This is a genomic window from Vreelandella sp. H-I2 (genome assembly GCF_052959335.1).
Window position 1 is genome coordinate 589,559 of sequence record NZ_JBRAMC010000003.1, and the last position, 21,415, is coordinate 610,973.

The 21,415-nt window shown below is 51.3% G+C and carries 18 protein-coding genes and 2 pseudogenes; 5 read left to right on the forward strand and 15 right to left on the reverse strand.

Features of this window, described 5'->3' with window-relative positions; all coding sequences use genetic code 11:
- Nucleotides 1–8: 8 nt before the first annotated feature.
- Nucleotides 9–509, forward strand: a complete 501-nt coding sequence (locus tag ACUVOF_RS10690) for a peptidylprolyl isomerase (RefSeq protein WP_447044336.1) — start codon at nt 9–11, stop codon at nt 507–509.
- A gap of 13 nt (nt 510–522) precedes the next feature.
- Nucleotides 523–1,296, forward strand: a complete 774-nt coding sequence (locus ACUVOF_RS10695) for a UDP-2,3-diacylglucosamine diphosphatase (RefSeq protein ID WP_447044337.1) — start codon at nt 523–525, stop codon at nt 1,294–1,296.
- A gap of 80 nt (nt 1,297–1,376) precedes the next feature.
- Here the strand turns inward: ACUVOF_RS10695 and ACUVOF_RS10700 are convergent, their stop codons facing one another.
- The 6 genes from ACUVOF_RS10700 to tig form a co-directional block, all read right to left on the reverse strand.
- A complete protein-coding gene (locus ACUVOF_RS10700; RefSeq protein ID WP_447044338.1) occupies nt 1,377–3,197 on the reverse strand; it encodes a SurA N-terminal domain-containing protein in 1,821 nt (606 codons plus the stop codon).
- A gap of 125 nt (nt 3,198–3,322) precedes the next feature.
- Complete coding sequence (locus tag ACUVOF_RS10705) at nt 3,323–3,595, reverse strand: HU family DNA-binding protein (RefSeq protein WP_007114333.1); 273 nt, start codon at nt 3,593–3,595, stop codon at nt 3,323–3,325.
- A gap of 191 nt (nt 3,596–3,786) precedes the next feature.
- Nucleotides 3,787–6,195 carry an endopeptidase La gene (gene lon / locus ACUVOF_RS10710; protein ID WP_447044339.1) on the reverse strand — a complete coding sequence of 803 codons (2,409 nt, stop codon included), beginning with the start codon at nt 6,193–6,195 and terminating at the stop codon, nt 3,787–3,789.
- Nucleotides 6,196–6,411: 216 nt separating this feature from the next.
- Nucleotides 6,412–7,692: an ATP-dependent Clp protease ATP-binding subunit ClpX gene (gene clpX, locus ACUVOF_RS10715; protein WP_113270705.1), complete on the reverse strand. Its 1,281-nt coding sequence runs from the start codon at nt 7,690–7,692 to the stop codon at nt 6,412–6,414.
- A 74-nt stretch (nt 7,693–7,766) separates the two neighbouring features.
- Nucleotides 7,767–8,384 carry an ATP-dependent Clp endopeptidase proteolytic subunit ClpP gene (clpP, locus tag ACUVOF_RS10720; protein ID WP_113270706.1) on the reverse strand — a complete coding sequence of 206 codons (618 nt, stop codon included), beginning with the start codon at nt 8,382–8,384 and terminating at the stop codon, nt 7,767–7,769.
- A gap of 68 nt (nt 8,385–8,452) precedes the next feature.
- Nucleotides 8,453–9,805, reverse strand: a complete 1,353-nt coding sequence (gene tig / locus ACUVOF_RS10725; RefSeq protein WP_447044340.1) for a trigger factor — start codon at nt 9,803–9,805, stop codon at nt 8,453–8,455.
- Between the two features lie 297 nt (nt 9,806–10,102).
- Between tig and ACUVOF_RS10730 the strand changes: the two are divergent.
- Nucleotides 10,103–10,183 (forward strand): annotated as a pseudogene (locus ACUVOF_RS10730) (hypothetical protein); the annotation flags it as partial.
- Nucleotides 10,177–12,564 (forward strand): annotated as a pseudogene (locus tag ACUVOF_RS10735) (putative bifunctional diguanylate cyclase/phosphodiesterase). The pseudogenes ACUVOF_RS10730 and ACUVOF_RS10735, both read left to right, overlap by 7 nt.
- A 46-nt stretch (nt 12,565–12,610) precedes the next feature.
- On the opposite strand, the gene ACUVOF_RS10740 reads toward ACUVOF_RS10735, so the two are convergent.
- Together ACUVOF_RS10740 and ACUVOF_RS10745 are read right to left on the reverse strand one after the other, a co-directional pair.
- Nucleotides 12,611–12,985 carry a hypothetical protein gene (locus tag ACUVOF_RS10740; protein WP_447044341.1) on the reverse strand — a complete coding sequence of 125 codons (375 nt, stop codon included), beginning with the start codon at nt 12,983–12,985 and terminating at the stop codon, nt 12,611–12,613.
- Nucleotides 12,986–12,988: 3 nt separating this feature from the next.
- On the reverse strand, nt 12,989–13,453 hold the full coding sequence (locus ACUVOF_RS10745) for a flavodoxin (protein WP_447044342.1): 465 nt from the start codon (nt 13,451–13,453) through the stop codon (nt 12,989–12,991).
- A gap of 143 nt (nt 13,454–13,596) precedes the next feature.
- On the opposite strand from ACUVOF_RS10745, the gene ACUVOF_RS10750 reads away from it, so the two are divergent.
- Nucleotides 13,597–13,803 (forward strand): DUF2788 domain-containing protein, encoded by a 207-nt coding sequence (locus tag ACUVOF_RS10750; protein WP_447044343.1) that lies wholly within the window; start codon nt 13,597–13,599, stop codon nt 13,801–13,803.
- A 143-nt stretch (nt 13,804–13,946) separates the two neighbouring features.
- Here ACUVOF_RS10750 and ACUVOF_RS10755 read toward each other — a convergent pair whose 3' ends face one another.
- From ACUVOF_RS10755 to thrS, 7 genes are all read right to left on the reverse strand, one after another.
- A complete protein-coding gene (locus tag ACUVOF_RS10755; RefSeq protein WP_007114341.1) occupies nt 13,947–14,246 on the reverse strand; it encodes an integration host factor subunit alpha in 300 nt (99 codons plus the stop codon).
- A 127-nt stretch (nt 14,247–14,373) separates the two neighbouring features.
- Nucleotides 14,374–16,755, reverse strand: coding sequence for a phenylalanine--tRNA ligase subunit beta (gene pheT / locus ACUVOF_RS10760; protein ID WP_447044344.1), 2,382 nt, complete (start codon nt 16,753–16,755; stop codon nt 14,374–14,376).
- A gap of 26 nt (nt 16,756–16,781) precedes the next feature.
- Nucleotides 16,782–17,801, reverse strand: a complete 1,020-nt coding sequence (gene pheS, locus ACUVOF_RS10765) for a phenylalanine--tRNA ligase subunit alpha (protein WP_447044345.1) — start codon at nt 17,799–17,801, stop codon at nt 16,782–16,784.
- Nucleotides 17,802–17,960: 159 nt separating this feature from the next.
- Nucleotides 17,961–18,314, reverse strand: coding sequence for a 50S ribosomal protein L20 (gene rplT, locus ACUVOF_RS10770; protein WP_007114344.1), 354 nt, complete (start codon nt 18,312–18,314; stop codon nt 17,961–17,963).
- A gap of 64 nt (nt 18,315–18,378) precedes the next feature.
- On the reverse strand, nt 18,379–18,573 hold the full coding sequence (gene rpmI, locus ACUVOF_RS10775) for a 50S ribosomal protein L35 (protein WP_009724291.1): 195 nt from the start codon (nt 18,571–18,573) through the stop codon (nt 18,379–18,381).
- Nucleotides 18,574–18,655: 82 nt separating this feature from the next.
- Nucleotides 18,656–19,147 carry a translation initiation factor IF-3 gene (gene infC, locus ACUVOF_RS10780; RefSeq protein ID WP_008957470.1) on the reverse strand — a complete coding sequence of 164 codons (492 nt, stop codon included), beginning with the start codon at nt 19,145–19,147 and terminating at the stop codon, nt 18,656–18,658.
- Nucleotides 19,148–19,207: 60 nt separating this feature from the next.
- Nucleotides 19,208–21,130 (reverse strand): threonine--tRNA ligase, encoded by a 1,923-nt coding sequence (gene thrS, locus ACUVOF_RS10785; protein ID WP_447044346.1) that lies wholly within the window; start codon nt 21,128–21,130, stop codon nt 19,208–19,210.
- Nucleotides 21,131–21,415 lie beyond the last annotated feature (285 nt).

A 21,415-nucleotide genomic window follows, 5' to 3' on the forward strand; every position in this document is an offset into this window, starting at 1 on the left:
ATTTATCAATGATCGTATTACAGACGAACCATGGTGACATCACCATCGCTCTTAACCACGAAAAAGCGCCGATTAGCGCGGCGAATTTTGAACAGTACGTTCGCGACGGATTCTATGACGGTACCTTATTTCACCGGGTAATCGACGGGTTTATGGTCCAAGGCGGCGGTTTCGATAAAGATTTTGAGCAAAAGCCGACACGCGACCCGATCGATAACGAAGCCGACAACGGTTTGAAAAACACCGTGGGGACACTGGCGATGGCCCGGACCCAGGACCCGCACTCGGCTACTGCACAGTTTTTCATTAATGTGGGCGACAATAGCTTCCTTGATCATAGCGCTAAAAGTCTTCAGGGCTGGGGCTATGCCGTCTTTGGTGAAGTCGTTGATGGTATGGACGTGGTCAACGAAATTAAAAATGTGGCCACTACGCGTCGCGGTATGCATGCCGATGTTCCCGCTGACGATGTCATTATCGAGCGTGCTTACGTCAAAGAAGCAGAATAACGCTGGGAGTCTTATGCGCACACTGCTTGTTGCCGACCTGCATCTAAGTGGCGATACCCCTGAGCTAAATCAGGGGTTTTACCGCTACCTTGAGCACACTGCCCCAGGAGCCGATACTCTGTATATTCTGGGCGACCTATTTGATGCCTGGATTGGTGACGACTTGCTCGACGCCACCCACCACCCACTCAGCAGCGTTGCCCATCAGGTCATTAAGCGCTTGCATAAGCTTAGCAGCGACGGCACCGCTGTCTATTTGATGCATGGCAATCGTGATTTCCTGCTGGGTGAACGCTTTATTACCGCCTGCAACGCACTGCTGCTACCTGATGTTGAGGAAGTAGAGATTCATGGCGTCCCCGTAGTACTTCTTCACGGCGACAGCATGTGTACTCAGGACGAAGCCTACATGGCTTTTCGTCAGCAGTCGCGCAATCCAGAGTGGCAAGCACAGATGCTTGCCTTGCCTCTCGAACAGCGTGTAGCACTAGCGCAAAACCTGCGCACGCAGTCAGGTGAAGCCAATGCCAATAAAGCTGAGGCAATTATGGATGTGACTCAGCAAGAAGTAATCTCGCTCATGGAGGAGCACGGAGTCTCGATAATGATCCATGGCCACACACACCGCCCACACGTGCATGACTTGACAGTTGAAGACGTGCCAGCCAAACGCTACGTACTCGGTGATTGGGATGCGCAGCACGGCTGGGATATCGTCATTGAGCGCTCAGACCGCACGGCACCGCAGTTACGTCAGTTTGCATTATCGAAACCACCAAGCCCTTGACCTTACTACTGTGCAAAAAAAAGCCGATCAAAAGATCGGCTTTTTTGCTCTTGCTTTTTATAACTCAGAGTTAAGCGATTCTATCGCTCTATGTCTGCATCGCTACGCAGGTCATCAATTAACCCCTGCAGAACCGATTGAGCGCGCAATTGCTCGGCCATTTGCGACACAAACGTCTCCATTTGCTCGTCAACTTCACCATCACTGACGCTATCTAATGCCACAACGGCAACACCTTGCGGTAGTTCAACCGTACGATAGACGCTCTCACCCTCTTCAGGGCGTGTCATTCGAAAAGCTGCCTGAACAATTAGCTGAGGCACGACGGTATCGGCTTGGCGACTGACGTTATTGGCTTCTTGCCAATCGACATCAACCTGCTGATCTTCTCGTAATTCGGCGACTAACGCCTGCGCTTCTTCAAGCACCTCTTGCTGCTGCTGCTCGGCAACCACTGAAGCCTCGACTTCTCCGCGCACTTCATCCAGAGGCAGTAACGTCGCCTCGCGATGTTCAGCGACCCGTAGTACCAAGCGACGATCTTGATCCAGCTCGATCACTTCGCTGTTATAACCCTCTTCAAGCACATCGTTGCTGAAAGCCGCCGACATGACGCCGGGTTCGGATAGCACGCCTTCAGCCGTGTCATCACGGGCAAGCCAATCGCTTTCTTGAAGCGTCAAATTGAGTTCATCGGCAACGCTCTGTAAATCATCGGCTGCAAAGCTCTCATCAATCAGCCGCTGAACCCGCTGATTAAATTCATCTTCAACCTCACCAAGTGCCACTTCCTGCGCCAGCTCATCTCGCTGCTCTTCAAACGTAGGACCTTGAATATCAGTCACTTGAATGATATGGAAAGCACTATCCAACTCAACGGGCTGGGAAACGTCACCCTCTTCAAGACCAAAAGCAGCTTCATCAAAGTTCTCGCCAAAGAAGCCACGACTAATCACCCCAAGATCGCCACCCTCTTCTGCGCTAGCCGTGTCGTCAGAGTAGCGTAGGGCAGTCTCTGCAAACGACTCACCACTATTCAATGCTTCACGGGCGGTCTCGGCCAATTCCTGCGCTTCTTCGCGGGTGCGCTCATCACCAAACGTAATCATGATGTGCGATACGCGTCGGTCAGCGTTACGGTTTTGTTCGCGCCACGCATCGCGCAATGCCTCTTCGTCTACGTCGCGCCCCTCTGCCATGGTTTGACGGTCAACCAGTACATATTCAAGGCGCACTTGTTCGGGACGCTCATAGCGCTCCTGATGAGCATCATAATAAGCCTGAAGGTCGTCCTCGCTGACAGCGATCTCAGCCTCGACATCGTCCTCATCCAGGATTATGTAGCGGAAACTACGCTGCTGGCGCTGCAGCTCTGCCAAACGCTCTTGCTCTTGGGGAAGACTAAAATCGCTGAAGGCTAACCCTTGCTGTAAATGTTGCCGCTGGATATCGACCCGCAGCTCTTCGCGAAATGACAATGGCGTATAGCCTGCGCTCGCTAAGCGATTGCGAAACACCTCGGCAGAGAAACGACCATCCTGATCATGAAATTCAGAGAGGCTAACAATTAACTGGTCCAGCTGCTCTTCAGAAACGGCGAATCCACCCTCCTCGGCGTACTGGGATAACAGTTGCTGGGTAATGAGCTGATCAAGCATATCGCTGCGCAATGCTCGCTCTTGCTCTGGCGGGACTTGACCTGAACGTAAAGCACGCTGAACCTCAAGCTCAACCTGCTGACGCATAATCGGCTGTCCATTGACGCTCGCCACTTCATCCGGATCGTTGCCAAATAGCCCAAACAGAGACTCAATCCCGAAAAGCGCCATGGCCGCGACCATAACACCGATAATAATCTTGGCACCCCAGCTCCTGGAGCCATCTCGAATACTTTGCAGCATGCTAGCCTCAGATAGTCACAGCCAAACACATCGACCCGCTAAATCCTAACAAATAGGGGGCCAGAAAATAACATGGGCGCACCGCCAATGCGATGCGCCCAATAGGTTACAGCAACACTGTCAAATTAGTTAACGGCGTCTTTCAGCGCTTTACCGGCTTTGAAGCTGGGTACTTTTGCAGCACTGATTTGAATTGGCTGACCCGTTTGTGGATTGCGACCTGTGCGCGCGGCACGCTCTTTAATCGCGAAGGTACCAAAGCCTACTAGTGATACACTTTCGCCCTTCTTAAGGCTATCGGTGACAGACTCCACCATGGCATCCAATGCGCGAGTTGCCGCTGCTTTTGGAATATCTGCAGACGCGGCAATGGCTTCAATCAGCTCGGACTTATTCACTATTCACCCCTTGACTGTTTCATAAAATGGCTCTGAACGGCATGGTCACCGATAATACTACGAACAAAACATAGCTGCGTTTTATAGCAATGCCTTGAAACATATGTCAAGCAACCATGCCGCGAGGTACCCGCCACACAAAGCAGCGGGCAAAATTAAGTAGAATTAAAGACCCAGAGGACTTTAACAGCTTAATGAGTACTAGCAACTACGGTACTACTAAACGATGCATCAGTGTTTTTCAACGGCGTACCGTCTTCAGCATTTGCGAGCGCCGTGGCTAAGACATCATCTATCCAACGGACCGGACGAATATCAAGTGCACCTTTGATATTGTCAGGTACTTCCTTGAGATCACGGCGGTTTTCTTCAGGAATCAGCACTATCTTTATACCACCGCGGCGGGCTGCCAGCAATTTCTCCTTCAGTCCACCTATCGGCAGTACTTCGCCGCGTAGATTGACCTCACCGGTCATCGCCACGTCGCAGCGTACCGCACGCTGGGTGTAAGCGGAAACGATAGCCGTGACCATGGCAATACCAGCACTGGGGCCATCCTTCGGCGTAGCGCCTTCAGGAACGTGGATATGCAGATCCTCTTTTTCAAACCTCTCGGGATCAATTCCATACGCTTCCGCCCTCGCACGAACCACCGTTTGGGCGGCGCTTACCGACTCTTTCATCACATCGCCAAGCGAACCCGTCTTATTAATTCGCCCTTTACCCGGCGTCACCACTGACTCAATGTTGAGTAGCTCTCCGCCCACAGAGGTCCAGGCTAACCCAGTCACACGGCCAATCTGGTCATCCTGTTCCGCTAAGCCGTAGCTATAGCGACGGACACCGGCATAGTGCTCAATCTGCTCAGCCGTTAAGCTCTGTCCATCTTGTGCAGATTTAGGATCACGTTCTTTTTCAAGGCGCTCACGCAGTACTTTGCGCGACACTTTGGCAATCTGCCGCTCTAGTTCACGCACACCCGCTTCGCGAGTGTAATAGCGAATAAGCTCTAAAAGTGCGCTGTCTTCCAGCGTTAACTCATCACCTTTTAAACCGTTAGCCTCTAGTTGTTTAGGTAATAAGTAGCGTTTAGCGATTGCCAATTTCTCATCTTCGGTGTAACCCGGCAGACGAATAATCTCCATGCGATCAAGCAGAGCGCTGGGAATATTCATTGAGTTAGCCGTACAAATGAACAGTGTTTCTGAGAGATCGTAATCGAGCTCCAGGTAATGATCGCTAAAGCTATTATTCTGTTCAGGGTCAAGCACTTCGAGTAGCGCAGATGCAGGATCACCGCGATGGTCCATACCGAGCTTATCGACTTCATCCAGCAGGAATAGCGGATTTTTGACGCCAGCGCGACTCATACGCTGCATCAATTTACCTGGTAACGAACCGATATAAGTGCGCCGATGGCCACGAATTTCAGACTCGTCGCGCACCCCACCTAGCGCCAAACGCACATATTTACGATTGGTAGCGCGGGCAATGGATTGGCCAAGCGAGGTTTTACCCACCCCAGGTGGCCCTACCAGACACAACACAGGCCCCTTCATCTTGCGCACACGCTTCTGCACAGCAAGATATTCAAGAATGCGTGCTTTGACCTCATCGAGACCGTAATGGTCCTCATCCAGCACCTGCTGTGCTTTAACCAGATCATGCTTAACCCGCGTGCGCTTTTTCCATGGCACGGCCACAAGCCAATCGAGATAAGAGCGCACCACAGTCGCTTCTGCAGAGTTTGAAGCCATCATCTTAAGCTTATTAAGCTCTTGAGTGGCTTTCTCAAACGCCTCTTTTGGCATTCCCGATTCTTTTATCGCCTGCTCGTACTTTTCTGCTTCGTTGGGCACATTATCCAGCTCACCCATCTCTTTCTGGATGGCCTTCATCTGCTCATTGAGATAATACTCGCGCTGGGTCTTCTCCATCTGCTCCTTGACCCGTGAACGGATGCGCTTTTCCACTTGAAGCAAGTCAATTTCAGATTCAATTAACGCCATCAAGTGCTCAATGCGATCCCGCACCTTATCCATCTCAAGCAGTTCTTGCTTATCGCCAATTTTGAGCGATAGATGAGCACAAATGGTATCCACCAGGCGGCTTGGGTCCTCAATCCCGGACAGCGAATTAAGCACTTCGTTGGGGACTTTTTTAGAGAGCTTTACGTACTGCTCAAACTGATTAAGCAGTACGCGCACAAGCGCCTCTTGTTCGCGACTGGTGAGCGGTTCGCTCTCCCGCGGCGTTAAATACGCCTGGGTATAGCCCGCAGCATTCTCTTCGACATCCAGGACATCCGCGCGGAAGTTGCCTTCGATTAGCACTTTCACCGTACCATCGGGCAGCTTAAGCAGTTGCATGATGTCGGCCACGGTGCCCATCGAATAAAGGTCAGCGTTATCGGGCTCATCCTGAGACGCTTCACGCTGAGCCACCAGCAACACACGCTTATCAGCCTCCATCGCCGCTTCAAGCGCCTGGATAGACTTTTCACGCCCTACAAAAAGGGGGATGACCATTTGCGGATAAACAACCACATCGCGCAATGGCAAAAGGGGTAGACATTGTGTCTGTTCGGCGTTCTGCTGCATCGCAGACGTTCCTCGGCAAATCGGATGAGTACTTAAATAGGAGTACTTGGAAAAGTACTGCACAGTCATCAATAAGCTGGCTATAAACGCATCAGCGTTGAGCGGACTAGGCAGTAACACTTCACATCAACGCGCTTAAACAACAGGGGGTCGCCTAAGCGACCCCCTGGTTTTAGCGCAAGCGGTTAAAGCTGGGCCTCAATACTCGACTAGCGCCTAACCATCGGTGCCATCGACGCGCGCTTCTTCCTGCTGGGAGTAAATCAACAGAGGCTCACTCTCGCCAGCAATCACGGAGCCGTCAATAACGACTTTGCTTACACCTTCAAGCGACGGAATTTCATACATGGTATCAAGCAGCACTGACTCTAGAATAGAGCGCAGTCCACGTGCACCGGTTTTACGCTCCATGGCTTTTTCAGCCACCGCACGCAGCGCTTCATCTCTGAATTCAAGCGTCACATCTTCCATCTCAAACAGCTTGACATACTGTTTAATCAACGAATTCTTCGGCTCCGTCAGGATTTGCACCAGCGCATCTTCGGTGAGCTCCATCAAGGTTGCAATGATCGGCAGACGACCAACAAACTCGGGAATTAGGCCAAACTTAACCAGATCCTCTGGTTCAACATCGGCCAGCAATTCACCCACCCCACGGGAGGACTCCTTGCTCTTCACAGCCGCATTAAAACCAATGCCACCTTTCTCAGCGCGATCACGGATTACTTTATCCAGACCTGCAAACGCACCGCCGACGATAAACAGTATATTGCCCGTATTAACCTGGACAAACTCCTGCTGTGGGTGCTTTCGTCCGCCTTGTGGCGGCACTGAAGCAGTCGTACCTTCAATAAGCTTCAGCAATGCTTGCTGTACGCCCTCACCCGAGACATCACGAGTGATTGAAGGGTTATCTGATTTTCGAGAAATCTTGTCAATTTCATCGATATAGACAATGCCACGCTCGGCTTTTTCGACATCGTAATCGCATTTCTGCAGCAGCTTCTGGATGATGTTTTCTACATCTTCACCGACATAGCCGGCTTCCGTCAGCGTGGTTGCATCCGCAATGGTAAAAGGTACATTCAGTAACCGTGCCATGGTTTCAGCCAACAGCGTTTTACCGCTACCGGTAGGACCAATCAGCAGGATGTTTGATTTACCTAATTCAACATCGCCGTCGCGCACATCAGTTTTCAGACGTTTGTAGTGGTTATACACCGCTACAGACAGCACCATTTTGGCGCGATCTTGTCCGATGACGTAGTCATCCAATGTATGACGTATTTCGCGAGGCGTAGGTAAACGCTCCTCATCGCTCTCGGCATCGGCTTCGAGAACTTCCTCGCGAATGATGTCATTACATAAGTCGACACACTCATCGCAGATATAGACGGACGGGCCCGCAATTAGCTTACGTACTTCGTTTTGATTTTTACCACAAAACGAGCAGTAAAGCAGTTTGCCACCTTCGTCCTTGCCTTTGCCGTCGGCCATTCGCATACCTCTGTCACTGCGGCGGCTTACGCCGCCGGAAAAGCTCGTTAGAAAAGCAGAATCCTATCACGCTATCAGGATGTAGGCCGCTTATCCAGCACTGCATCAATCAAACCATACTCTTTGGCTTTATTGGCGCTCATGAAATTATCCCGATCAGTATCACGCGAGACGGTTTCAATATCTTGGCCAGTATGATGGGCAAGAATTTGATTCAGCTTCTCGCGAATACCCAGAATTTCACGGGTATGAATTTCGATATCAGACGCTTGGCCTTGGTAACCACCCAGCGGCTGATGGATCATTACACGTGAGTTGGGCAGACAGTAGCGTTTGCCAGCCGCGCCAGCTGTTAATAACAGTGCGCCCATGCTAGCCGCCTGGCCAATACAAACGGTCGATACATCTGGCTTCACAAACTGCATCGTGTCGTAAATCGACATCCCCGCGGTGACCGAACCACCAGGCGAGTTGATATACAGGTGAATATCTTTATCTGGATTTTCTGACTCCAGAAACAGTAACTGAGCGACAACCAGATTAGCCATGTAGTCTTCTACAGGGCCTACCAAAAAGATCACGCGCTCTTTCAAAAGGCGTGAGTAAATGTCGTAGGCTCTTTCCCCTTTGGCGCTCTGCTCAACCACCATGGGCACTAAACCGCCGGCGTTTTGAATATCAAACTCACTCATTCAGGTGATTCCTTGCGTCCGGGAAGGGAAAGGCGCACCGACATATAGGTGCGCCACGTTCCAGGGTGTTAGGCGTTAGCTTGCTCGCCCTCTTCAGCACCCTCGTCTTGCTCTGCCTGCTGCTGAGCAGCGGCAAGGGCTTGCTGATAAGACATTTCAACGTCTTTAATGTTCGTTTGCTCAAGCAGTTTAGCAACCGCCTTCTCTTCAAGGATGGCAGATTTTACCTGGGTTTTCAGCTGCTCGTTGCCCATGTAATAACTAACGACTTCATCAGGGTCTTGGTACTGCTCAGCCAGCTCGGCCACTTTCGCCTTAATGGCATCATCGTCAGCATCCAGTTCGTTTGCCTTGATGACTTCCGCCAACAACAAGCCCACTTGGACGCGGCCTTTGGCTTGTTCTTCAAAAAGCTCATTGGGCAGTTGGCTGACGTCAAAATCTTCACCTAAGCCAAACTGCTGAGCCGCTTGACGCTTCATGCCATCAGTTTCCTGCTGAACCAATGCACTCGGCACAGGAATTTCGTTAACCTGTTTCAGTGCATCAAGCACTTGCTGCTTAACCCGGTTATCTACAGCTTGTGACGCTTCCCGGGTCATGTTCTTCTTGATTTCAGCGCGAAATTTTTCCTGATCGCCACCTTCAACGCCAAAACGCTCGATAAACTCAGCATCTACTTCTGGCAGTTTCTGGCTGCTGACTTTATGGACGGTTACCTTGAAGGTGGCTTCTTTACCGGCTAAATGCTCGGCTTGGTAATCCTCAGGGAAAGTGACGTTAAGGGTCTTCTCTTCGCCCGCTTTGGCTCCAATTAACTGCTCTTCAAAACCAGGAATGAAGCTGTTAGAGCCAATGACCAGCGTGTGGCCTTCGGCGCTGCCACCTTCAAACGGCTCATCACCTATATAACCTTGGAAATCGATAGTGACTTGGTCACCGTCAGCGGCAGCAGCGTCCACCTCTTCCCAGGCCGCGTTCTGCTTACGCAGCGTTTCGATCATTTCATCGACATCAGCGTCGCTAACGGTCACTACCGGACGCTCAATCTCTGTTCCTTCGATAGAGGCAAGCTCAACCTGAGGATAAATTTCCATCACCGCTACAAATTCTAAGTCTTTACCTGACTCATTGACAGACGGTTCAATTTGCGGAAAACCAGCCGGATTCAGACCTTCATCAGTAATAGCGCGTACATAACGCTCACGCATTACCTCGCTGACTACCTCGTTACGTACATCTTGACCGTAGCGCTGTTGAACGACTGACATTGGCACCCGGCCCTGGCGAAAACCATTCAAGCGAACGTTCTTCGCGGTGTCTTTCAAGCGAGCACTAACGGCCCCGTCAATCTCGGCAGCTGGCACTTGAATGGTAATGCGACGTTCGATCTGGGAGGTCGTCTCGACAGAAACTTGCATGAATTGTCCTCTAACGGCTGGGCGTTGTGTTGATTGCATGTAATTGTGCTGATTGGATCTAAAAAGATCAAAGGGGCAATTTTAAGAACCCCAACGCATAGTAGCAAGCGCCATGATCGCATGATGGGGGCGTAGCCATTAAATACAAGGCGACAAGTGACTTATTTATTACTTTCAGGCGCTGGATCAAAGCAAAGCTTGCTCGATAAGGTATTCTCCTTTCCTTCAGACTTCTTTTTGCCACCTATCGTACCGACACCCATGTCTAATCATCAAGATTTACCCATTTCTCGCGTGATGCAAACCAGCATCCTGCACTGCACAACAGACACGCCTCTGTATGAGGCAGCTAAGCACATGGCAGATCGCCAGTGCAGTTCGATTGTCATTATGGAGAACCAGCAGGCGGTAGGCCTTTGGACCGAACACGACGCGCTAACGATTAATTTTAGCGAACTGACGGCACTTGCCCGACCTATCACAGAATTTATGTCATCACCGGTACACACCGCGCCACAGCAAATGCTGTTAAGCGAAGCCGCGCTATTTCTAAATACTCATAAGCTGCGACATCTGGTGGTTGTCAATGAGGCAGGGCATCCAGTTGGGATCCTGTCGCAAACCGACATCGTCATGAATCAGGGCCTGGAACCCTACCTTCGGCTTCGAGAAGTGCAATCCGTCATGCGGCCTGACCCGCTGGTCATTCAAGGCTCGCTCAAGGTGACTGAGGCAGCGCATCAAATGCGCATCCTGAAGCAGGATGCAGCCATCATTATAGACAACCATCAGATGGGCATCATTACCGAGCGAGATATCGTGTCATTCATTGCCCGGCAGCTTGAAGACATGCCTGTGATGGAAATAGCAAGTCAACCAGTATTAAGTGTCGATGAATCGACCCCTCTGATCAACGCACGCGACCTTCTCATTAACCACCATATCCGCCATCTCGTCGTTCGTGACAACCAGGGTATAATCTCCGGCCTGCTGAGCTTTAGCGATATTCTAGTCGGCGCAGAGTATCTATATCTATCTGACTTAAGCGACGCCCTGGCTCAGCGAGATATGGCACTCGAGCGCTCAAGACAGAACCTGCAGCTAGCAGAGCGCGTAATAAACTCCTCGCTAGAAGGTATTATTATTACTGATGCCGATACACGCATCGAGTTTGTAAATCCTGCTTTTACGTCTTTAACTGGCTTTACGCTAGAGGATATTGCTGGCAAAAAGCCCAGCGTGCTGTCTTCAGGTCGTCAGGATTCAGCCTTTTATGACCAAATGTGGCAGTCTCTCAAAACCAGCGGCTACTGGCGCGGAGAAGTTTGGAACCGTCGCAAATCGGGCGAGCTGTATCTTGAACTGTTGACGATTACAGCGATAACCAATGATGAAGGCGTTAACCAACATTACGCCGGCCTCTTCTCCGACATCACCCATATGCGCGAGAATGAGGATAAGATTCGTCATTTAGCCTATTACGATGTATTAACCCGCCTGCCCAACCGACGCTTGCTGGAAGATCGTATTAAGCTGGCCATTCGCCACGCCCACCGCGAGACGCAACAGCTGGCCATCATGTTTATCGACTTGGACCATTTCAAGCAAGTTAACGATACGCTGGGCCATGCGCTGGGTGATGAGCTATTACTTAACGTGGCCGCGCGAATGACGGCCAAGCTACGTGAAGACGATACGCTAGCCCGTCTGGGGGCGATGAGTTTATTGCCTTACTCCCTAACATTAACGGCTTCTCTGAAGCCACAAATGTTGCGCGACGACTGATAGAGGCCGTCAGCGCCCCCTATTCGTTGCAGGGACATAGCTTTCGCATTGGCTGTAGCATGGGCATCAGCCTCTACCCTGACGATGGAAATACGCCTGAAGTGCTAATCCAGCACGCAGATGCCGCGATGTATCGCGCTAAACACGAAGGACGAAACACTTACCGTCTGTACCAAGCGGATATCGATCGAAAAGCCCGTGACCAGCTGAGCATGGAGACAGCTTTGCGCAATGCTGTTGAGACGGGGGAAGGACTATATATGGCTTACCAGCCGTTAGTCAGACGTGACAACAAGCAACTAGTATCGGCTGAAGCGCTCGCGCGCTGGGATTATCCGGAACATGGCCCCATCCTACCTGGTAAGTTTATTACCTTGGCTGAAAGCTCAGGCTTGATCTTACCGCTGGGTAAAAGGGTCATTGACCTGGTACTTGAAGATATGGCCCGGTGGCGCGACGCTGGCAAGAAGCTGGTGCCTATCGCTATCAATTTATCCGCAGCGCAGTTCTGGCAGCCTGATTTTGTGGCTACCATCAAGCAGAAATTACATGATAACGATATCCCGGCATCGCTGATCACATTTGAGTTGACCGAAAGTATCTTACTAAACCGACAAGCAGATGGCACCGCCCTACTACAACAACTACGCGAGCTAGGCTGCGGAATTGCCTTGGACGACTTTGGAACCGGTTACTCATCGCTCAGCTACTTACACAGCATACCTGCCCATAGCCTTAAAATAGACCGTAGCTTTATCGAGGCATTAGACCATGAAGAAAATAATAGCCGGGCCATTGTGGCAGCCATTTCAAGCCTTGCCCGTGAACTAGGCCTGAAAGTGGTGGCAGAAGGTGTTGAGACAGAGCAGCAATGGCATTTACTCGGTAACTACGCCATCGATTTTATCCAAGGATATCTTGTCGCCAAACCGCAACCACAAGGACAGTTTGCTGAGCACCTTAGCGCCAGATGAGTCGCTTGGTCGCTAGCTAGGTATACGCACGCTACAAACTAAGTGATTACCCCTGGCATTTACCTGTCCACCCTAGGCTTAGCGCATGGAGGAGCACACCGAGGGTTGCGCCATGAGAAATAAAAACCTGCCAACTGATCCAGTCAGTGAACAGTACGTGCCAGAGACCCATTAACACCGTACCAAGCAACAGCATTCCCAATAGCCGTTTAAACAACTTGGGCAACCTTTGCCGCGCGTCCACTGTCAGCAAGCGCCACTGCACAGCAGCCACAAACGCAACCAGCGCCAAGGCGATAACAATGAGCGTCTGGCGGGCTTCATACCCACCCGCTATATAGCGAGGCAGCGCTGCCAGCATAACGACACATAAACCTAAAGCAACGCTAACGCGCTCAGGCGACGAAGCAGCTTGTTGCATTGATTAAGCCACCTCCAGCTGCTGAGCAACGATCCACTCTTCCACCCATGGTATGGCCGCATCATCGGCCATAAACGTCTCCATGGCATCAATTTCTAAACGCTCACCTAAACGGGTCGCGCCATGCTCTTCCAGCAGAGAATCGAGTGTCCTGCCGGCACCACAAAAGGTATCGCCGTAAGAGCTATCTCCCAATGCAATGATTCCGTAGCGGAGCGACGTGAGAGAAGGGCTTTGATCGCGCAGATTACGTACGAAGGGCACAAAGCCACCGGGGAAATCACCGCTACCCGTGGTCGATACACTGAACAACGTAAGATCAGCGGCGTCACTAGTAATATCATCTACAGAAGGCTGTTCAAGGATAGCAACGGCGTAACCGGCTTGTTCAAATAAGGGTTTCACCTGCTCCGCCACATCTAGGGCGCCACCATACATTGTGCCCACTAAGATATTTAGTTTTGGCATCGTCACTCCCCCTGTCAAAGTGTCACAGTGCCAACCGTCAAGTCGACAAATACCCGATTAATTTGCTCAAATATTAACATGGCTCGGCAAATTGAAACACATTACGCCAACAGACGATGCAGACACAGCAATCGGGAGAGATTATGCAGCAAACCTTCGAGACTTGGATCACACCGCTAATGATTGGCGGCTTAATTATATTTATGTGTTTTATTATCTGGGATTTAGCCAAAAAATCGAATGCTGGGAAATTTGGCACCATTATGCTGTTCGTTGTACTAGGGGCCGGCATGCTGGGTTACGTCTTAAAGGTAGTTATTACCTGGCTGATAGAAGGAGGCGGTATGTAGCGGCTTGTGGAAGCTCACCCATAACCGCCCTACCGACCATTCGCCCGCATTATCATGAGAAAAGGAGCGCCCGAAGGCACTCCTTGTAGATAAATGAGGGTAGAGAGCTACCATGAAGCAGACCGAGATTAATAAGCCAGGATCTACTCATCACCTACATAGTGCTCAACCTGCTGCTTGAGCTTCTGCCCAGGGCGAAAAGTCACCACTCTGCGAGCTGAGATGGGGATTTCTTCACCGGTTTTAGGATTACGTCCTGGACGTTCGCGCTTATCACGCAGATCAAAGTTACCAAAGCCCGAAAGCTTTACCTGTTCGTTCTCGCGAAGACAGGCTCGAATCTCTTCAAAAAAAGCTTCGACCATGGCTTTTGCTTCCCGCTTAGACAGCGCTAGCTCAGCATGTAAATGCTCAGCAAGCTCTGCTTTGGTCAATGCACCCATAAGGCTTCTCCTTATCCTTGAAGCAAATACAGCAGCAAACGCACTGCATCAAATGTACAGTAGCAAACGCATTGCCAAGAGCGTGATAAGCATCGTGGCGGGGCCTAAGTACTTATTTAGATACTGACTAGCCGCGCAGCTCCGCATCCAGCTTGACACGCACTTGTGTCACAATTGAATCAACCAACTGATTGATTTCTTCATCGTTTAGCGTGCGCGATGGATGCTGCCAGGTCAAGCCCAACGCAATACTCTTATGGCCTTCAGCGACTCCCTTACCCACATAAACGTCAAATAGCTTAATATCCTGCAGGTAATCCCCCGCTTGCTCTCTGGCACAATCCAGCAATGATTGAACAGGGGTGGCTTCCTTGAGTATAAACGCCAAATCACGACGCACCTCGGGAAAGCGAGATAGCGGTTCAAAGGCCGGTACACTGCCTTGGCTTAACATATCCAAGCGCACTTCAAACAACACAGCATCCATTTTCAAACCCAGCGTTGCTCGCACTTGCGGGTGCAGCGTGCCAATCCAGCCGGCAGGTTCACCGTTATGCAATAGCTGCGCACTTTGCCCAGGATGAAGCGCGGGGTGCTCTGCGGGTTCGAACCGCCAAGCATCGCCTTCGCCGCCCAAGGCGATCACGCTTTCTAGATCACCTTTAAGGTCATAAAAGTCGACGCGGTCTTTTGCGCCACTCCATCCTTCTGCTTCACGCGGGCCACATACTAAAGCACCCAGCATCGGTACCTGCGATAACGCATCCAACTCGCCATTAAATACTAGCCCGGTTTCAAATAATCGCACGCGGGTTTGCTGCCGATTGAGGTTATGCTCCATCGCGCGAATCAGGCCGGGAAATAAGCTTGCGCGCATTACCGATAAATCAGCCGAGATAGGATTGGCAAGCACAGGCGTCACGGCATCGGGCAACAGCGCCGCTTGCAACTCAGGCGCAACAAAGCTGTAGGTGATCGCCTCCTGGAAGCCACGGGCAACCATCTGCCGCCGTAGTCGTGCCTGGGTAAGCGCTGCCTCGTCCGCCGAACGAAGCGCCAAACGTGCCGCCGGGCGGCGAACCGGCAAATTATTGTAGCCGTGAATACGTGCGATCTCTTCAATGAGGTCTTCTTCAATGGCTAGGTCAAAACGCCAGCTTGGCGCAATAACCGCCCAACCGGCATCCTGCACGCTGACCTCAAGCCCTAAGCGCTGCAAAATATCAGTCACATCATCGCTATCGAGCGCCTTGGAAAGCGCCGTCTCTAACCGCGCACTACGCAACAGAATCGAACGCTCAGCAGGCATATGCTCAGCACTTTGTGCCTCAACAACAGGCCCGGCTTGGCCGCCGCAAATCTCAATCAAAAGCTGTGTAGCCCGCTCGACGGCAATGGGCGTTAACTGCGGATCGACGCCGCGTTCAAAACGGTGCGATGCATCGGTATGCAACCCGTAAGAGCGCGCTTGCCCAGCAATGGCAAGCGGCGTAAAGAACGCTGATTCAAGAAAAATAGTCTGGGTATTTACATTAACGCCGGAGTTTTCGCCCCCCATCACCCCTGCCATGGCAAGTGGCCCAGCGTGATCGGCGATAACCAGTGTTTCAGGGCGCAGCGCTACATCGTTACCATCCAGCAGCGTTAGCTTCTCGCCTGGCTTGGCCATGCGCACAACCATGCCGCCTTGCAGGTTATCACGATCAAAAGCATGTAGCGGTTGGCCAAGTTCCAGCATGACATAGTTGGTAACATCCACCACTGGATCAATAGAACGTACGCCACTGCGACGCAACCGCTCTACCATCCAGAGCGGTGTTTCAGCCTTAACATTCACGCCCTTGATAACACGACCAATATAGCGAGGACATTGCTCAGGTGCTTCAATGCTAACCGTGAAGCTATCCTCAATCTCAGCAGCCACCGGTTCTATCATTGGCCCATTAACAGGCACTCGGTTAAGCACACCCACTTCACGGGACAACCCCTTAATGCTAAGACAGTCACCGCGGTTGGGCGTCAGATCGACTTCGATCGTCATGTCGTTAAGATGCATGAACTCTCTGAAATCAATACCCACTGGCGCCGCTGACGATAGCACCAGAATGCCGGGCGAGGTCTCTTCTTCAAGCCCCAGCTCGGATGCAGAACAAATCATGCCGCGCGATTCGACACCACGCAGCTTGGCCTTTTTGATTTTAAAATCGCCCGGCAGGTCACCACCCACCTGGGCAAAAGGCACTTTCTGACCGATATCGACATTGGGCGCACCGCAAACGACCTGAACAGGCTCACCAGTACCGTCATTAACGGTGCAAACATTGAGCTTATCTGCGTCTGGATGCTTCTCTTTACTCAGCACCTCAGCCACTACGACACCGCTAAATTCGGCGGCTACAGCTTCAACGGCATCGACTTCCAAGCCCGCCATAGTGATTTGATCGGCCATTGCCTGCGTTTCAAGCTGCGGCGATACCCACTCGCGCAACCACTGTTCTGAAAATTTCATTGTTGATCCTGTATTCGGCGGCGGTCTTAAGCGAATTGACGTAAAAAACGCAGATCGTTTTCAAAGAACAGGCGTAAATCATTTACGCCGTAGCGCAGCATTGCCAAACGCTCTGCCCCCATTCCGAAGGCAAACCCCGTATAGCGCTCAGTATCGATACCTGAATGCCTGAACACTTCAGGGTGCACCATGCCGCAGCCCATCACTTCCAGCCAACCGCTATGGGAACAGACACGACAGCCTGCCCCACTACACATCACGCACTGAATATCCACTTCCGCGGAAGGTTCAGTGAATGGAAAGTAGGAAGGACGGAAACGCACCGACAGATCGTCGCGCTCGAAAAATGCCTGCAAAAAGTCTTCGATGGTGCCTTTAAGGTCAGCAAAGCTGACACCCTCATCGACCAGCAGCCCTTCCACTTGATGAAACATGGGTGTGTGGGTCAGGTCTGAGTCGCTGCGATACACGCGCCCTGGGCAAACAATACGGATAGGCGGCTCACTGCTTTTCATGGTGCGCACTTGCACCGGAGAAGTGTGCGTCCGCAGTAGGCGCGTGGCATCAAAATAGAAGGTATCTGCCATACCACGGGCGGGGTGGTGGGCAGGAATATTGAGCGCTTCAAAATTGTGATAATCGTCTTCAATTTCAGGCCCTACTGCCACATCGTAACCGATACGCGTAAATAGCCCCTCTATGCGTTCAAGCGTACGCGTCACAGGATGAAGACCGCCTTCGGCCTGGCCACGCCCCGGCAACGTGACATCGATACTCTCAGCGGCCAAACGGGCATTCAGCGCAGCACTTTCAAGCTGCTGGCGTTTGACATCAATTTCATCGGCTAGGGTTTGCTTGGCCTGATTAATACGCTCTCCCGCTGTGGGGCGCTCTTCTGCTGACAGTTTTCCCAGGCCTTTCAGCAAGGCGGTGACCTCACCTTTCTTACCTAAGTAGCGTACTCGTAACTCGTCTAGTGCAGCGACGCTCTGCGCAGCCTGAATGGCGTCGCGAGCCTCAGATACCAGAGTAGGAAGGTGATCCATCCGTTTCACTCCGAATTAAGCGGTGTCCATCCCTAAAGATGGCGTAGCACGTTGAAGGTGACAAAAAAACAGGGGAAGAGCGGCTGCTCTTCCCCTGTATGGGTCACTCTTAGATGACCTCAGGCACGTTGCACAGGCCAAAGCCCAGCACAAACTACCTTATTGGGCAGCCTTGGCTTTTTCCACGATGGCAGCAAATGCAGCCTTCTCGTGTACTGCCAAATCGGCCAATACTTTACGGTCGATTTCGATACCGGCTTTCTTGAGGCCGCCCACAAAGCGGCTGTAAGACATACCATTGACGCGTGCACCGGCGTTGATACGCTGGATCCACAGCGCGCGGAACTGGCGCTTACGGTTGCGGCGGTCACGGTACGCATACTGACCTGCTTTGATAACAGCTTGCTTGGCAACGCGGAAAACACGCGAACGGGCACCGTAGTAACCTTTAGCAAGTTTCAATACTTTTTTATGGCGACGACGCGCTACTACGCCACGTTTAACTCGAGTCATAACACACTCCTGACTTTAAGGCTGAGGCAAAAAATTTGTGCGCTCAGAAAAACGAAAACCCGACTTATAGATTCGGCAGCATACGCTGGATGAGCGCTTTATCAGACGCATGGATTTGCTTCATTCCACGCAGTTGACGCTTACGCTTGGTCGATTTCTTAGTCAAGATGTGGCTACGGAAAGACTGTTTGTGCTTAAAGCCATTAGCAGTCTTCTTGAAGCGCTTGGCAGCGCCACTGTTGCTTTTGATTTTCGGCATGAGGAAAACTCCGCTCGATATTTTTTAGAAAACCCAGGGCCGACCACCACTCTCGCAGTGGCCCGTTGACATCGCCGTTGGATCACTTCTTTTTCGGGGCAATAATCATGATCATCTGGCGCCCTTCCATTTTCGGGAAAGACTCTACTGCTCCGATCTCTTCCAGGTCTGCCGCGATCCTTTCCATTAGTTTACGACCAATGTCCTGGTGCGCCATTTCACGACCACGGAAGCGCAGTGTGACTTTGCCCTTGTCACCACCTTCCAGAAAGCGCGTCAGGTTCTTAAGTTTGACCTGATAATCGCCTTCATCGGTGCCAGGACGGAATTTAACTTCCTTAACCTGGATTTGCTTCTGCTTCTTCTTTTGAGCCGCTTTCTGCTTCTTGGTCTCAAAAACGAACTTGCCGTAATCCATAATCTTACAGACGATGGGATCGGCATTCGAAATTTGTACGAGGTCCAAGCTTTCAGATTCAGCACGCTCTAGCGCTTCGGTAGTAGGTACAACACCCAATTGTTCACCGTCGCTACCAATAAGACGTACTTCTTCTTCGACAATTCGCTCGTTCATTGGTGGGCGTTTGTCTGCTGGACGCCCTCGCTGGCTGCTTCTCTTGATCGTTCCGTCTCCTTAGGCAATTGACGATGTCGCCAGGGCTGCTCTCTCGGCAGTATGGCGCTCAATAAATTCATCGATCGTCATTGTACCGAGGTTTTCGCCGCTGCGAGTTCGCACGGCCACTGAGTCAGCTTCGACTTCCTTATCTCCCACCACAAGGAGATAGGGAACTTTCTGTAACGTATGCTCACGGATTTTAAAGCCGATCTTCTCGTTCCTCAAGTCTGCTTTAACACGCAAGCCACTTTTTTGCAGGCGTTTCTCCAATTCAACTGCATATTCACGCTGTGAATCGGTAATTGTCATGACTACCGCCTGCTGTGGGGCAAGCCATAATGGCATAGCGCCCGCATAATGTTCAATCAGGATGCCGATGAAGCGCTCCATGGAACCTACAATAGCACGATGTAGCATAACGGGTGGCTTACGTTCACCCTCTTCGGTCACATATTGGGCGCCAAGACGCTCAGGCATCATGAAATCGACCTGCATGGTACCCACCTGCCACTCGCGGCCCAGGCAGTCTTTCATATGATATTCAATCTTGGGTCCATAGAACGCACCTTCGCCAGGAAGTTCCTGCCACTCAACGTCGCACGCTTTCAGCGCACCTCGCAGAGCATCCTCAGCGCGATCCCATACATCATCGCTACCAATCCGCTTTTCAGGTCGTAAGGCAATTTTAATAGCAATGTCTTCAAAACCGAAGTCGTTGTATACCTTCAAGGCCTGGCGATGAAAGCTGGTGACTTCGGGTTCAACCTGCGCTTCCGTACAGAAAACGTGGCCATCATCCTGGGTAAAGGCACGCACACGCATAATACCGTGTAAAGCGCCTGATGGCTCGTTACGATGGCATCCACCAAACTCACCAAAACGAACAGGCAGCTCGCGGTAGCTGCGTAAACCGGAATTAAATACCTGAACATGGCCAGGGCAATTCATAGGCTTAAGGGCATATTCACGCTTTTCAGATTCAGTAAAGAACATCCCGTCGGCGTAGTTATCCCAGTGCCCTGACTTCTTCCAAAGCGATACATCCATTATCTGCGGGCAACGAATCTCCTGATAGCCGCCCTCTTTATAAACGCCTCGCATGTACTGCTCAACCTGTTGCCATAGCGCCCATCCATTGGGGTGCCAAAAGACCATTCCAGGCGCTTCTTCCTGCATATGAAAGAGATCAAGGCGACGGGCAAGCTTACGGTGATCGCGCTTTTCAGCCTCTTCTAGCCGCTTGAGGTAAGCCTTGAGCTGCTTCTTGTCGCCCCATGCTGTACCGTAAATACGGGTCAACATAGCGTTCGAAGCATCGGCTCGCCAGTACGCACCGGCTAGCTTGGTTAGCTTGAATGCCTTGAGATGGCGTGTATTAGGCACATGAGGGCCACGGCACATGTCCGTGTACTCTTCATGGTGGTAAAGGCGGATATCAGCCCCTTCCGGTATCTCGCGAATAATTTCCTGCTTGTAGGTTTCATCACGGTGCAAGAAGGTCAGCATCGCCTTGTCGCGATCAACATATTCACGAACCACATCATACTCACGCTCAATGAGCGCTTGCATGCGTTTTTCGATTGCCTCGAGATCTTCTGGTGTGATGGAACGGCCAAAATCGATGTCATAATAAAAGCCGTTATCGATCACGGGCCCAATCGCCATCTTGGCATCGGGATAAAGCTGCTTCACCGCATGCCCGATCAAATGCGCACAGGAGTGGCGAATAATCTCCACCCCTTCAGGATCTCGCGCAGTAATAATTGCCACGCTGGCATCGTGCTCGATGACGTCTGCAGCATCGACTAAAACGCCATCTATCTTTCCAGCAACACACGCCTTAGCCAAACCAGGGCCAATGGACTCAGCAAGTTGCATGATGGATAGGGGCGCTTCAAATGTTCTTTGGCTACCGTCGGGTAGTGTGACAATCGGCATTCAGATATTCCTTGAGCGCAGTGGTGATCCATACCAAGGATCACATTTCGCTATCAATGGGCTTAGGAGGTGCATTGATTAACAGTATAAAAACAGCGGCAAGACTAGCAGAATTAGTCTCTGCTTAAAATAAAAACGGGAGGCATAAGCCCCCCGTTTCAGGTTGCTGACAAAGCGCTGGCGCTTTTGCCAGCGCTTTGCTTTTATGGGCACATGCTAAAAGATCCCTCTCCCCAACAGTTTGAACTCGAGATGGTCACGCTTGACGAGTTGGTGCCTCAGAAT